The organism is Kiritimatiellia bacterium, from assembly GCA_026417735.1.
GTDB lineage: Bacteria > Verrucomicrobiota > Kiritimatiellia > PWTM01 > PWTM01 > CAACVY01.
The window spans coordinates 1-13330 of record JAOACR010000013.1; the positions used below are offsets into that span (position 1 = coordinate 1).

13 protein-coding genes and 1 pseudogene are annotated in these 13330 nt (G+C 67.1%); 1 reads left to right on the top strand and 13 read right to left on the bottom strand.

The genetic code is table 11. The features are described 5' to 3' along the window. Nucleotides 1-248 (top strand): hypothetical protein (locus tag N2652_07055; GenBank protein ID MCX7818946.1); only part of this gene is annotated, 248 nt, incomplete at its 5' end. On the opposite strand, the gene dapF is transcribed toward N2652_07055, so the two are convergent. From dapF to N2652_07120, 13 genes and pseudogenes are all read right to left on the bottom strand, one after another. Beyond that, a complete protein-coding gene (dapF, locus tag N2652_07060; GenBank protein ID MCX7818947.1) occupies nt 237-1082 on the bottom strand; it encodes a diaminopimelate epimerase in 846 nt (281 codons plus the stop codon). The genes N2652_07055 and dapF overlap by 12 nt on opposite strands. 64 nt (nt 1083-1146) lie before the next feature. Further along, nucleotides 1147-2565: an oxidoreductase gene (locus N2652_07065; protein ID MCX7818948.1), complete on the bottom strand. Its 1419-nt coding sequence runs from the start codon at nt 2563-2565 to the stop codon at nt 1147-1149. Between the two features lie 40 nt (nt 2566-2605). Further along, nucleotides 2606-3967: a Gfo/Idh/MocA family oxidoreductase gene (locus N2652_07070; GenBank protein ID MCX7818949.1), complete on the bottom strand. Its 1362-nt coding sequence runs from the start codon at nt 3965-3967 to the stop codon at nt 2606-2608. A gap of 91 nt (nt 3968-4058) precedes the next feature. Continuing rightward, nucleotides 4059-5270: a glycosyltransferase family 4 protein gene (locus N2652_07075; protein MCX7818950.1), complete on the bottom strand. Its 1212-nt coding sequence runs from the start codon at nt 5268-5270 to the stop codon at nt 4059-4061. Beyond that, the gene (locus N2652_07080) at nt 5267-6250 is read right to left on the bottom strand and encodes a glycosyltransferase family 2 protein (GenBank protein MCX7818951.1); all 984 of its coding nucleotides are present in this window, start codon (nt 6248-6250) and stop codon (nt 5267-5269) included. Before N2652_07080 ends, N2652_07075 begins: the two co-directional genes overlap by 4 nt. A 22-nt stretch (nt 6251-6272) precedes the next feature. Then, entirely contained in the window at nt 6273-7157 is an 885-nt protein-coding gene (locus N2652_07085; protein ID MCX7818952.1) for a hypothetical protein, read from the bottom strand. 62 nt (nt 7158-7219) lie between these two features. Continuing rightward, the gene (locus tag N2652_07090) at nt 7220-8656 is read right to left on the bottom strand and encodes a glycine--tRNA ligase (protein MCX7818953.1); all 1437 of its coding nucleotides are present in this window, start codon (nt 8654-8656) and stop codon (nt 7220-7222) included. Nucleotides 8657-8751: 95 nt separating this feature from the next. Further along, nucleotides 8752-9720, bottom strand: coding sequence for an ADP-glyceromanno-heptose 6-epimerase (gene rfaD / locus N2652_07095; GenBank protein ID MCX7818954.1), 969 nt, complete (start codon nt 9718-9720; stop codon nt 8752-8754). Next, nucleotides 9717-10175: pseudogene (gene rfaE2, locus N2652_07100) on the bottom strand (D-glycero-beta-D-manno-heptose 1-phosphate adenylyltransferase). Before rfaE2 ends, rfaD begins: the two are co-directional and overlap by 4 nt. Nucleotides 10176-10222: 47 nt before the next feature. Continuing rightward, entirely contained in the window at nt 10223-11497 is a 1275-nt protein-coding gene (gene icd / locus N2652_07105; protein ID MCX7818955.1) for an NADP-dependent isocitrate dehydrogenase, read from the bottom strand. 46 nt (nt 11498-11543) lie between these two features. Further along, entirely contained in the window at nt 11544-11888 is a 345-nt protein-coding gene (gene rsfS / locus N2652_07110) for a ribosome silencing factor (GenBank protein ID MCX7818956.1), read from the bottom strand. Continuing rightward, on the bottom strand, nt 11878-12483 hold the full coding sequence (gene nadD / locus N2652_07115; GenBank protein MCX7818957.1) for a nicotinate-nucleotide adenylyltransferase: 606 nt from the start codon (nt 12481-12483) through the stop codon (nt 11878-11880). Before nadD ends, rsfS begins: the two co-directional genes overlap by 11 nt. Further along, nucleotides 12480-13298 carry a hypothetical protein gene (locus N2652_07120; GenBank protein ID MCX7818958.1) on the bottom strand — a complete coding sequence of 273 codons (819 nt, stop codon included), beginning with the start codon at nt 13296-13298 and terminating at the stop codon, nt 12480-12482. The genes nadD and N2652_07120 overlap by 4 nt, the downstream gene beginning before the upstream one ends. Nucleotides 13299-13330 lie beyond the last annotated feature (32 nt).

Consider the following 13330-nt stretch of genomic DNA (forward strand, 5'->3'; position numbering starts at 1 on the left):
CCGATTGGGCGACCGAGGAGGAGATTCTGCGCCGTCTGCAGGAACGGCAGGCATTCGTGCGCGAACAGATTGCGATGATACCCGATGTGCCGGACCGCCCCGCGACCGACCGGCTCGAGCAGTACGAGCTGCAGTTCGAGCGGCTTGCTGACACGATCGGGAGAGTTCGTGCCGCTTTTCAACGGATTCACGCCGCTCCGAGGCCTGCGGGCGTCGGAACCGGGGAGCCGCCGCCGTCACCGCGATAGAGGCGGCTGCGCACCACCGGCGTACCGGACGACCCCCTCGAACACCCGCACCGCGGGCCCCGTAAGCGTGACGTTCTCCGCAGAGCCGTCCGCACACCACGTCGCGTCCACGGTCAGCGAATCGCCACTGGCCGGCACAACGGTCGCCGGCAGTGTGACGCGGCCGGTCCTCGCCAGACACAGCGCGGCAGCGACGATGCCGGTGCCGCAGGCGAGCGTTTCTGCCTCAACGCCGCGCTCGTACGTCCGCAGCCGGAGTGAGGTCGGCCCGGTGGGCGCGACAAAGTTCACGTTCGTTCCCGCCGGCTGAAAACGCTCGTGGTAACGGATCGCGCGGCCGAGCGCGGCGACATCCGCTCGATCGAGGTCCTCCACTTCGATCACCACGTGCGGCACACCGGTGTTCACAAAGTGATACTCGAACCAGCGATCCCGTACCGCAATGTGCTGCCGGAGGGCCCAGCCGGAGGGCCTCGTCATGTGAAGACGCACCTGTTCACCGCCCTCGAGAACCTCCGCATGCAGTTCGCCCGCCAGAGTTTCAATGCGCATCTCCGACGGCGCAATGCCCAGCTCGAATGCGAGCCGAGCGAGGCAGCGCGCCCCGTTGCCGCACATCTCCACCTCGCCACCGTCCGGATTGAAAAAGCGCATTCGCAGATGCGCCGTCGCCGACCGCCGGATGAGAATCACCCCTTCCGCACCGACGCCGCGTCGGCGATCACACAGCGCAGCGATCCACGCCCGGTCCGACGCCGGAAACGTTTCCGCGCGGTCATCCACTAGGATGAAGTCGTTCGCCGCACCATGCATCTTGACAAATGGGATGTTCATGCGGTCGGTTTTCCCTCCCGCCAGCGCCGCCAGGGCCGGCAGGGGCACCGAGGGGCGGACCCCTTCACTTCGCGGAGCGGGCAAGCTCGAGCGCACGCGTGGTGGTGTAGTATTTCGCGATCATGTTGGGCACCTCCCACGCCGGCATGCGACCCTCTCGCAGAAACCGGAAGTACTTCTCCGCCACCTGAGCAAAGTGCGCCTCGTGACCGACCTTGTAGGAGTCGGGGATGATCACCTCCCAGCCCGCCGGCACCCGTTTGAGCGAGATCCCCGGGTAACGAGCCTGGAGCTGCGGCATCGCCGCCCCCAGCGCACTCTCCACGTCCGCGGCCGAAACGCCCTCCACCGGCTCAATGTACAGCGCCGGCTTCCAGTTTTGCTCCGCGCCCTGCCGGATGACGAGGTTGACCCGGGTGCCCCGCAGAATCGAATAGTGCGTATCACCTGCACCGGGCGGCGCTTCAAAGTTCCAAATCACGGAAACCTTCGCCACAATGCCTCGCAGCCGGTAGATCATCTCGCCGTTGCTGTACACATACAACTTGCCGTCCCGAACGTCCTTGCGCAGATACTCCGGCCAGGGGTCTTTCCGCGTCACCTTCTGGAACTGTTCCGGCGTCAGCACCGTCGGCCAGCGCCGTGCGGAAAGCACTTCTATATCCTTCCGCCAGTCGAGCGCCACCTCGGGGAAGCACTCCCACTGAATCAGGTCAACCAGGTGCGTGGTCACATCCACCAGCCCCTCACCCTGCTGCGTCACGTCGAAGAACCACGCCGGCCGAACAAGCGGCGCCCCCGCCACAACCTTCGAAAAGTGGTGTACGCTCTCTTTCGTGACCGCGGGCTGCTCCGGCGTCCCCGGCACGATCCGACCGAACACCGACGGAATCAGCGAGAACTCGCGCTGCAGGATCGTCGTGATCTCGTAGCGCTCGGTCATGATGTCGTAGAGCAGCACGCCGCGGCGCTCCGCCGTCTGAAACACGGTCCGCAGCCGCTCGAAACCCGCGGCATCGATCACCAGCGGTTTGTCCGCCAGCACGTTCAACCCCGCCTTCACGCAGCGTTCCAAATACTCGATTTTCCGCCGGTTGTTACCCGAGATGACGACCACATTGCCCTTCCGGTCGCGGATCATGCGCTCGAGGTAGTCCTCGCCGCGATAGACCACGGTCTGCCACGCGGTGGGGTTCTCCGACCGGCGATTGAACGACTCGATTCGCGCCAGATGCGCCTCGATCTCCTCTCCTGGCGGACCATATACGTGGACCACCGGCGACACTCCGGGCAGCATCGTTTTCTGCACCAGCGCGGCGTGGAAGTGTCCCGGATCGAGCGTCAGAAGGCGGAACGTGTCGCGATCCGGCGATCCACCAAGAACGGAGCCGTCGCCGATCAGCCCGCAGCCGGCCAACAGGCTCACCGACGCCGCGCCGACCGTGCCGACGGCCAGCCTCCACAGACCAGGAATCGTGCGCATCGGAATCGTCCTTTCAGTTTGCGCGGCCACACCGCTCGATTCACACCTCGTACGGGCGGCGCATCGGCAGCCGCAACATCCGGTTGGCCTCTTCGTCGTTCACAAAGCGTTCCTCGGTCGGGTCGAAGCGCAGCGTTCTGTTCAGCTTCATCGCGATGTGTGCGAGATTGCAAGCGGCGGTGGAACGATGGCCGATGTCCATCGGACAGATCGGCCGGCGCCGCTGCCGGATCGCCTCGAGCCAGTTCACATAGTGGTTCGAGCTGCGCTCGATCTCAACCGTCGGGGAGGCGAGGGGCTCCAACAGTTTTGGGTCGCTGGCGTCGAGCGCTTTGAGCGGACGGGTGCCGCTCGTCGGGTCGCTCGCGGTCGCTTTCTGCGCGCCGCGGCTGACGAAGATCCAACCCTCCTCGCCAATGAAGCGGATGCCATTGGGGTACTTGTCGCAGATGCGCACCGTCACCCCGTTCGCGTACTTGAGCTCGCAGCGGTACGGCCCGTGCACGGTCCAGAGGCCCTGCGTCGGAAACTCGGCTTCTGCGGTGATCTCGACCGGGCCGGTCCGCTCGGTGTCCATCCCCCAGTGCGCGATGTCCACGTGGTGCACCCCCCAGCCGGTGATCATACCGCAACAGTACTCCTCACAGCGCAGCCAGCCCGGCCGCGAGAATCCGTTCTGGGGATGAACGCGATCTTCGGTGTAGGGCCGTTCCTCGGTCCACCCCATCCACATGTCATAGTTCAGATTGGGTGGCACCGGCATCGGCGCGGGATTTCCGCCGGCAGGGTCCACGGGCAGCCCCACCTCGATCTCGCGGATACGTCCGACCCGGCCGTTGCGGACCAGCAGGACGGCCTGATAGAACTGCCGGTCCGACCGCTGCTGCGTACCGAACTGAACCACGCACTCCGGATGCGCCGCGGCGGCACGCACCATCGCGACACCCTCGTGATAAATGCGCCCGGCCGGCTTTTGCACGTACACGTGCTTGCCCGCCGCCAGCGCGTCCACGGTCGGCTTCGCGTGCCAATGATCCGGCGTACTGATCGTCACCGCGTCCAGCCCCGGCTGCCGCAACATTTCCCGGTAATCCGTGTACACACGGATGGCCGGCACGGGACGCTTGTTCTTGCGGCACCACTCCTCGACGAACGCCCGGCCTAGTTCCGCTCGCTTCGAATCCACGTCGCAGACCGCCACGCACACCGCGCCGGCCTTCAACGCGCCGGGGAGGTCTGCCTCGCGAGCGATCCGACCACACCCGATCGCACCGAACTGGATCCGCTCCACTGCCGCATCCGCACCCCGCGCGCGTCCCGCCAGCAAGAGCGGCCAGCCAGCGACCGCCGCGCTCCATCGGAAAAATTGCCGGCGCCGAATCCGTGTGTCCCCGCGTGTCATCGCATGCTCCTTCTGCTGACCCCGTCGGCCTTCATGTGTATCCGGCCGCTCCGGCCCGCGCAAGCACAAACCCGCTCTTTGTTCGGACCCCTCAGCGGGGGAGCGGCATGCGGTCCGGTGGCAGCTCCATCCAGCGCTGCAGCACACTTCGCCATCGTGCGCGGGAGGCGTCCCACGAGTACTGCGCGCGGACGAGCTCTCGGCCACTTTGTCCGATCCGGGCCGCTAGCTCCGCGTCTTCTCCCAGTCGCAGCACCGCGGCCGCAAAGTCAGTCGCCTCGGCGATCAGCAGGTGGCGGCCGTTCTCCGCGGTCAAGCCCTCGGCCGCCTTGGGCGTCGCAACCACCGGCCGGCCGGCCGCCATCGCCTCCAGAATCTTCAACCGTGTGCCCGAGCCGCTGAAAATTGGCGCCACGCAAACATCCGCCCGAACCAGGTAGGGCGCCACTTCCGGCACCCGCCCCGTAAACACCACCGCGGCCGGCCACCGCCCCGATGGCACCGGTCCCCCCACCACCAGAAGCCGCCATCGACCTGGCGCGGCTGCGTCCAGCGCCGGCAGCACAACGTCCGCCAGAAACCTCAATGCTTCGCGATTGGGCTGATAGTCCAGTTTGCCCATAAACAGTAATACCCGCCCCGCATCCGCCAGCCGCCGCAGCACATGCGCATCCAGAGGTGCCTCGCGTGCCCGCTGGTCCAGATCCAGGTCCGTCCCGTTCGGCACCACGCTGACGCGGTCCTTCGCCACACCGTACCGCGCACACATACCTGCCGCATCGGCGTCCGAGCACACGATGAGGTGGTCCACCGCCCGCACCACCGCCCCCTCCCACGCGCCCACCAGCCGGGTAAAGGGATGGCGCGGCCCGAACCGCTCCGCGATTGCCGCCGCCAGCACGTCGTGCGCATCCAGCACCGTCGGCGGTCGGTGGCCCAATCCCCGCAGCGGCGCCCACGCCCAGACCGAGGTCAGCACCACGACGGCCGGCTGGACCTCTCGAATGGTCCGTCGCACCGTGGCGGCGGCGGGCGGGAGAAAAAAGTTGAACAGCCCCCAGTTGACGCCGAGCTTGCGCCGGCCGAGATCCGGTCGGAACACGCGGCAGCAACGCGTGGGATGCGCCGGCGCGGGCTGCACCAGCACCGCCCGGGACCCCAGGAGGTCCAGCAGTGCCTCGATGCGGCGGCCGCCGCCAAAAGCCACGCGGTTGAGGTTCCAGTACGAGAGCACCAGAGCACCCCCCGGCCGGACCTCAGGATGATCGTCCAACAGCGTCGCCCGCCCGGCTGGCAGCCTCATGGGGTGCGATGCTGCTCACGGGAGCGGTGCAGCGCCCGCTCGAGCCGACGGAGTCGGTACAGCAGCTCGTCCTGGCCGGCCCGGATCCGGTCCAGCATGTCGGCGACCACACCGATCAAGAACACCAGTAGCGCCGCGCCCCCAAGCGCAGCGGCAACAAACCCCGCCCACTTGTGCGGAGAAAATCCCCCGCTGTACAGTCGCCAGCCCACCAAAAAGACCAGCAGCGCGCACGCCACACCGGCGGGCCACGCCGCCAGCCAACCAAAAAACCGTAACGGCCGGTAGTCCCGATACGTTCGCAAAATGATCGAGGCGGTGCGCCAGCCATAGCGCCAGAGGTTGGACGCCACCCGCGAGGCGCCAAACTCGCGGACCCCCCGCACCCGAACCGGGACCTCCACCATCCGCAACCCCGCGAACGCGAGCGCCAGGAAGGTTTCATGCGTGTAGGTGAAGTCTCCCGTCAGCACGAGCCGAAGAAACGCGTTCGGCCCGTAGGCGCGGAAGCCGCACGACACATCATGAAACACCCGCCCCGTCAGCCGGCTGATCCATCGCGCCATCATCGCGTTGCCCCACCGCTTCACGCGCGGCATCTCTGGCTCGAGCGCGGGATCCGCAAAGCGCGACGCGGTCGCAAAGTCCGCCTCGCCGCGGAGAATCGGCGCCGCCAGCCGCGGGATGTCCTCCGGGTTGAACTGGCCGTCGGCATCGATCGTCACGATCACGTCCGCCCCCCGCGCGATCGACGCCTCCAAACCGTCGCGGAACGCGGCGCCCACGCCTCGCGGAACATCGTGCCGAATCACGTGCGCGCCCGCCGCCACCGCGATCTCGGCGGTGCGATCTGTGGAACCGTCATCCACGACGACGATCTCGACCGCGTCCACGCCGTCCATCCGGCGCGGGATTCTCGCTATCACCTCCCCAATGGTGCGCTCCTCGTTGAGGGCGGGAATCTGAACCACCAGTTTCATCGCGGTCGCCGCGTCCCCCAGCCTACCGTCCGAGCTTCCGATCCACTTCGCGCTCGATCTCCCGCGCGCGGTAGGCGTCGTCGCACCGCAAGCGCGACGCCGGCTGAAGCTCCGCAAACGGATGCGACTCGACCGTTCCGTCCGCCGCGGCAACGGTAAACCCGGTGCGGTCGGACCGCCGCTCGAACCGGCCGCGGAGAATACGGCCGTTGCGCATCGCCACGATGGTCTCCTCGCCGTCCGCAATCCGCGGAAAACGCTCGTCCATCCGACGCACAACCTCTTGCCGTGCCGCCGTCTCCATCTCCGGCGTCGGCGCCGCGAGCATGGACACCGTCCGCTCGGCCGAGGCGGCCGCCGCCGTGGAGGTGGCTGCCGAATCGCCGGGCGGCGGTTCGATCTCCGGCGCGCGTGGCCGGGAACGCCACCAGTCGCGAAGGACGGCTGCCCACACCAGCCAGCCGAGGCCCGCGACCAGCGTCACTTTCGTCAGCAGCGACACCAGTTCCCGCACCACCTCGGTCCGCCGCGCGACATCCGCCATGGAGCGATTCGTCCGCGTGTTCCAACCGCACAGCGCGCACACAATGTCGGTGTCGCCCATGTTCGCGCCGCACTTCGGGCACGTCCGGCCTCGTCCGGAGGCGATGCGGTCCCTCGCGAGCCGCAGCCGGGGCTCCCCCGTTCCCTGCTCAGCGGTTGCCGGTTCGGGTGCCTTCGCGGACGAAGCGGCGACCGGCGGCACCCCGGCTGGAGCTGAGGCGGGGAGCGCGTCCGCCGACGGCGATTCTTCAATACGGACCGCACTGTTGCAGGCTGGGCAGTACATCGTCTGCCCCCGCAGCGACGCGGCCGCCGCGAACGGTGTACGGCAGCGCCGGCATACGATCTGGATCATCTCGCCCATGCCGCTCGCAGCTCCCGGCGCATTGTAGCGGCAAGAGCCCGGCGAACAATTCCGCCGACGGATCAGCCGAACTCCACCGCGGCCGCAATGCGAGCAGGCACCTCTGCCGCAGGCACACGGGTCTGCGCCATCGTGTCGCGATCACGGATCGTCACCGTGTCGTCGTCGAGGGTTTGAAAATCCACCGTGATGCCGAACGGCGTGCCGATCTCGTCCTGGCGGCGGTAACGGCGTCCGATCGCGCCTTGCTCGTCATAGAACACGAGCCATCGCCGCCGGAGTTCTTCAAACAGACGGCGCGCCCGCTCGACGAGAGGCGGCTTGTTTTTCAGCAGCGGGAACACCGCCGCTTTGAACGGTGCCATGCAAGGTGCGAACCGCATCACGATGCGCGGCTCGTAGCCCTCCGGGGGCCTGCCGTCCGGGACGGCGGGCAACACGCCGCCCTGCACCCCCGCGGTCGGCACCCACTCCTCGCGATACGCCTCGCACAGCAGCGCCAGCGCGATGCGATCCACGCCGGCCGACGGCTCGACCACGTGGGGCAGGTAGCGCTCGTTGGTCTCCGCATCGAAATATTCGAACGACTTCCCGCTGAACTGCTGGTGACGTCGCAGGTCATAGTCACCGCGCGCCGCGATGCCCTCCAGTTCCTGGGTGCCGAACGGGAACTCGTAGGTGATGTCCACGCAGGCGCTCGCGTAGTGCGCCAGCTCGTCGCGCGCATACACGTAGCGGTGCAGCCGCCCCTCCGGCAGCCCGATGGATGCGTACCAACGGATTCGCTCGTTCACCCAGTATTCATGCCATTGCGCATCCGTGCCCGGCTTGACGAAATACTCCAGCTCCATCTGCTCGAACTCGCGCGACCGGAACGTGAAGTTGCGCGGGTTGATCTCGTTCCGGAACGCTTTACCGATTTGCGCGATTCCGAACGGCACCTTGACGCGCGTGGTGTTCAGAATCGTCGGAAAATTCACAAAGATGCCCTGCGCGGTCTCGGGGCGCAGATACGCGACCGCGGACTCGTCCTCCACCGGTCCCACGAACGTCCGGAACATCAGATTGAACGACCTGGGCTCGGTGAGCTCCATGGAGCCGCAGGCGGAACACCGCACACCCGCCGGCAGATGCAACCTCCCAGCCGCGTCCTTCTCGAGTTTCCGGCCCTGTTCTTCGCAGAGCTGATCGGCCCGGAAGCGCCGGCGGCACGCGCGGCAGTCCACCATCGGATCCGTGAATCCCTCGAGATGGCCCGACGCCTCCCACACCCGCGGATGCATGATGATCGCCGCATCAAGCCCCACCACGTCATCGCGACGGTGCACCATCGCCCGCCACCAAGCCTCGCGGATGTTCCGTTTCAGCTCACAGCCCAGCGGCCCGTAGTCCCAAAAGCCGTTCAGCCCACCGTACGGTTCAGAGGTCTGATAAATGAACCCCCGTCGCTTGCACAGCGACGCGAGCGCGTCCATCGTCACGTTCTGTTGCTCGCTCATGGCCACCTCGGAGGTTGCACGGGCTACATGAAACGCCGGATGGTGCGCGCGGCGCCGGCACCGGTCAAGCCGCCACGGGTGACGGCCGGCGTGGGCTACCGCACTTCTCCCCGCTCGAGCCGGCGGACGTAGTCCGACACGCCCTCCTCGATGTCCGCAAACGGGGCATCGTAGCCCGAATCGCGCAGCCGGCGGATGTCCGCCTCGGTGTGATATTGGTATGTGTCCCGTAGCTCGGGCGGCATGTCCACATACTCGATCGCCGGCTCGCGACCCATCGCCGCGAACACCGCGCGCGCCAGGTCGTTCCAGGTGCGCGCCCGGCCGGTACCGCAATTGAAGAGCCCCCCCAGCTCCGCGTGCTCCACGAGAAACAGCGTGACCTCGACCGCGTCGCGCACCCACACAAAATCGCGCCGCTGCTCGCCGTCGGCGTAGTCCGGCCGGTGGCTGCGAAACAGCCGTAGCACGCCCCGCTCGCGAATCTGCCCCCAGGCCTTGTGCACCACCGACCGCATCTCCCCCTTGTGCGCTTCTCGCGGACCGTACACGTTGAAATACTTGATGCCGGCGACCCGGTCGAACAGCCCCTGCCGCAGAACCCACAGGTCGAACAGATGCTTCGAGAACCCGTACATGTTCAGCGGCCGCAATTCCGCGAGGCGCTCCAGCTCATCCGAGTACCCCGCGCTGCCGTCGCCATAGGTCGCCGCACTGGACGCATAGACGAACCGCGCGCCTTTCTCGACGCACCACTCACACAGCTCCCGAGAATACCGCATGTTGTTGTCGAGCAAATAGTCCGCGTTCGTCTCGGTGGTGGAACTGCAGGCGCCCAAATGGATCACTGCATCCACCGTCTTCACCGCATCATGCCGGATTGCATAGCGGAAATCATCGATCGGCATCACGTCCGCAAACTCGAGCCCGACGAGATTCCGCCACTTCTCCCCACGACCCAGATCGTCGACGACTAAAATGTCGGTGACGCCGCGCTGGTTCAATGCCTCGATCGTGTTCGCGCCGATGAAGCCGGCGCCACCGGTGACGATCACGCGCATCATCGCCCCGATCGCTCCGCCGGGGCGCCACGGCGGATTTTCTCGATGAGCGCCGTGGAGGATCGACCCGGCAACAGATCCACCAGCACCACGCGGCCCCCCGCCGCCTCCACAATATCGCGACCGCTGACGTAGTGCGCCCAGTCGCGCCCCTTCACCAGCACGTCCGGCCGCAGCGCGGCGATCAGGTCGCGCGGCTCGTCCTCGTCGAACACCACCACGTAGTCCACGCACTCCAGCGCCGCCAGCAGCCTCGCCCGGTCGGCCTCGGGCACGATCGGCCGCTCGGGTCCCTTGTAGCGGCGGACGGAGGCGTCGGAGTTCAGCCCCACGATCAGCACATCGCCCTCCCGTCGCGCGCGGTCGAGATACTCCGCGTGACCCGCATGCAGCAGGTCAAACGTCCCGTTCGTAAACACGACCACCTGGCCCTCCTGCGCCAGCCGGGCGCGTTCGGCCACCGCCGCCTCGCGGCTCAAAATCTTCTGCTCCGGCCGGCGCGGCGTCATCGCCCCTCCGCGTCAGTCCCCATGTGCCGCACCACCGCTTCCGCGAAGCCGGAGCAAGAGACCTCGGTTGCCCCCTCCATCAGCCGTGCAAAGTCGTACGTGACCGTCTTTGCCGCGATCGCACCCTCCATGCCCCGGATGATCAAGTCCGCTGCCTCGGTCCAACCGAGGTGACGAAACATCATTTCGCCCGAGAGGATCAGCGAGCCAGGGTTCACTTTGTCCTGATCCGCATACTTCGGAGCGGTGCCATGTGTCGCTTCGAAGCAGGCGTGACCGGTTTCGTAGTTGATGTTCGCGCCCGGTGCGATGCCGATACCGCCGACGCACGCCGCCAACGCATCGGAGATGTAGTCGCCGTTGAGGTTCAGCGTCGCGATCACGGAGTACTCGGCGGGTCGCATCAGGATCTGCTGCAAGAACGCGTCCGCGATGCAGTCTTTGATCACGACCTCGCGACCACCCGCCCGAAGCCGCAGCCACGGCCCTTCGCCGATCGGCTCCGCGCTGAACTCGCGACGTGCCAGCGCGTAGCCCCAGTCGCGGAACCCGCCCTCCGTGTACTTCATGATGTTCCCCTTGTGCACGAGCGTCACTGAGGGACGCCCCTCGCGGATCGCATAGCGGATCGCGGCGCGCACTAACCGCTCGCTCCCCTCCCGGGACACGGGCTTCACACCGATCGCGGAGGTCGCGGGAAACCGGATCTTTCGCACGCCCATCTCGCGCTGCAGGAACTCGATCACCCGTCGCGCGCCCTCCGACTCCGCCGGCCACTCGATGCCAGCGTAAATGTCCTCCGAGTTCTCGCGAAAAATCACCATATTGGTAAGCTCGGGCCGGCGGACCGGCGAGGGCACACCCGGAAACCAGCGCACCGGCCGAAGGCACACGTACAGGTCGAGCTCCTGCCGGAGCGCGACGTTGAGGCTGCGAATGCCACCCCCCACCGGCGTGGTGAGCGGACCCTTGATGGAAATGCGGTAGTCGCGGCAGGCCTCGAGCGTCTCGTCCGGAAGCCAGACGCCCTCGCCATAGATCCGGACCGCCTTCTCGCCGGCGTAGACCTCCATCCAGGCGACCGACCTCTTTCCCTGGTAGGCCCGGTCCACCGCCGCGTTCCACACGCGCATCGCAGCCCGGGTGATGTCCCGACCGATGCCGTCGCCCTCGATGAACGGGATGATCGGCCGAGCGGGCACGCGCAGCGTGCCGTCCGGCGCCACTCCAATCCGCTCTCCGTCGTCAGGTGGTCGAATCCGTCGTTGCATATCCTGCTCCACCGCAGCCGGGACCTGTTGCCGCGCGTCCGGTCGCTCAGTCGAGACGCGGCGCGTCGTTCCAGAGCAGCTCCAGCGCGTAGTAGCGCCGCTTTTCCTCCGTCATCAAGTGCACGACCACGCCGAGATAATCCTGCACGATCCAGCCGCTTTCCGGCGTTCCAGACACACGCCACGCCCGCACGCCTCCGGTGGCCTTCATCGCTCGCTCGACCTCGTCGCGCAGCGCCCGAAGATGTGGCGTGCTGCGGGCGGTGACGATCACGAAGAAGTCTGTCACGCTCGACAGCGTCCGAACGTCGAGAATGACCGGCTCCTGCCCCTTCTTCTCCTCCGCGGCTGACCGCACCAGCCGCGCGAGAGCGCCGTAGTCAGGCTCCATACAGGCGATGATCCCGGAGATAGCGCTCCACCGGATCGGGCACAAGATATCGAACGCTCAACCCGGCGGCAAGGCGCCGGCGAATTTCGCTGGACGAGATGCCGATCCAGTGCGCCTCGGTCCATCGCGCCAGCATCCGTTCGGCTGGCTCCCGCGGCAGCCCCAGCGACGCCGGCGCGGGCCGGCACGGCCCTCCCGGCCGCGCGACCGCGATAAACTCGCACAACCGCATCAGCTCCCCGATGTCCCGCCAACTGGCCATCTCGGGCACGGTGTCCGCGCCGACCAGAAAGAAGAGCTCGTCCCGCGGCAGCCGACCGCGCAACGTGCGAACGGTGTCCACCGTGTAGCTGGGGCCGTCGCGCTCCAGCTCGAGACGGCATAGCTCAAACCGCGGCTCGCCCGCGATCGCCAGCTCGACCATCGCCGCACGGTGCTCCGGAGTGGCGAGATCGGCGGTTGCCTTGTGGGGTGGAACGCGGCACGGAATCCACAGCATCCGGTCGAGACCGTGGACCTCCAACACGTCCCGCGCAATGATCAGATGACCCAAATGAACCGGATTGAAGCTGCCGCCAAAGAGACCGATCTTCATCGCGTGGACTCGGCGTGCTCGGGGAAGTCCGCCAGATACCGGCGCAGCAGCGCGGCGGGATCGGCGCGCACGATGTACATCTTGCCCCGAATCCGGCGGCGCTGACCCCGTCGCAGTCCGCCGAGCCGGAAATCCGCGTGCAGGCATCGCGCAACTCCCTGAAACAGTTCCTGGTACGGCTCCCATGCGGTCGCCCACATCCATCGCCCATCCGCACTGAAACAGCCGATCAGCCCCAGACTGGGTGTGCGCGGGTTCAATGGCCGCGGATTCACATCCTCCGGCGGAACGCCGCGCGGGCACCAAACCTGACCCGGTGTATAGCGCGCCGACACTGCCCACTCCCGCGTGGGCATGCGCGTCAACTCGCCGTCGAGCACCAGGAAGCAGTTCGTCAAATAGTCGTTCGGGTCCGGCCCGCGGTCGTCAAAGCCGGTGAATCGCCCCAGCCGTGGGCACACCTGAGCCCAATGGGCGACCGATCGCTCCCGGCCGGCGTGAGACGCCTCCACCTGAAACTCCACCTCGTCTGCCCGCGCGACGATTCGGTGATGCATCTGTAGGCCGTCTTCGACATAGGTGATCAATTCAAGTTCCGTGCGGTCGGGCGCCCCCCGCAGCCATTCGGTGCGGTGCGGAATCAACGTGTGCGTGACCCAGTCGGCGTCGCGGGAGTTTGCGCGGCACACCGCCTCCAAATAGTGCACGCGCAGCCCCTCCGGCGGCAGCGCACCGCCGCGAATGGTCAGCCAGTTGTTCGTCCACTCCAGCGCCAGCGTTGCACCGCTCGCGCCCCCTCCCACCGCCAGCGCCACCGCTCCGAGGGCGGCACCGAGACAAGCTGAGC

Bases quoted from the DNA above. Each gene is read 5' to 3' on its own strand.
- dapF (MCX7818947.1), bottom strand. From the start codon at position 1,082: ATGAACATCCCATTTGTCAAGATGCATGGTGCGGCGAACGACTTCATC.
- N2652_07065 (MCX7818948.1), bottom strand. From the start codon at position 2,565: ATGCGCACGATTCCTGGTCTGTGGAGGCTGGCCGTCGGCACGGTCGGC.
- N2652_07070 (MCX7818949.1), bottom strand. From the start codon at position 3,967: ATGACACGCGGGGACACACGGATTCGGCGCCGGCAATTTTTCCGATGG.
- N2652_07075 (MCX7818950.1), bottom strand. From the start codon at position 5,270: ATGAGGCTGCCAGCCGGGCGGGCGACGCTGTTGGACGATCATCCTGAG.
- N2652_07080 (MCX7818951.1), bottom strand. From the start codon at position 6,250: ATGAAACTGGTGGTTCAGATTCCCGCCCTCAACGAGGAGCGCACCATT.
- N2652_07085 (MCX7818952.1), bottom strand. From the start codon at position 7,157: ATGGGCGAGATGATCCAGATCGTATGCCGGCGCTGCCGTACACCGTTC.
- N2652_07090 (MCX7818953.1), bottom strand. From the start codon at position 8,656: ATGAGCGAGCAACAGAACGTGACGATGGACGCGCTCGCGTCGCTGTGC.
- rfaD (MCX7818954.1), bottom strand. From the start codon at position 9,720: ATGATGCGCGTGATCGTCACCGGTGGCGCCGGCTTCATCGGCGCGAAC.
- icd (MCX7818955.1), bottom strand. From the start codon at position 11,497: ATGCAACGACGGATTCGACCACCTGACGACGGAGAGCGGATTGGAGTG.
- rsfS (MCX7818956.1), bottom strand. From the start codon at position 11,888: ATGGAGCCTGACTACGGCGCTCTCGCGCGGCTGGTGCGGTCAGCCGCG.
- nadD (MCX7818957.1), bottom strand. From the start codon at position 12,483: ATGAAGATCGGTCTCTTTGGCGGCAGCTTCAATCCGGTTCATTTGGGT.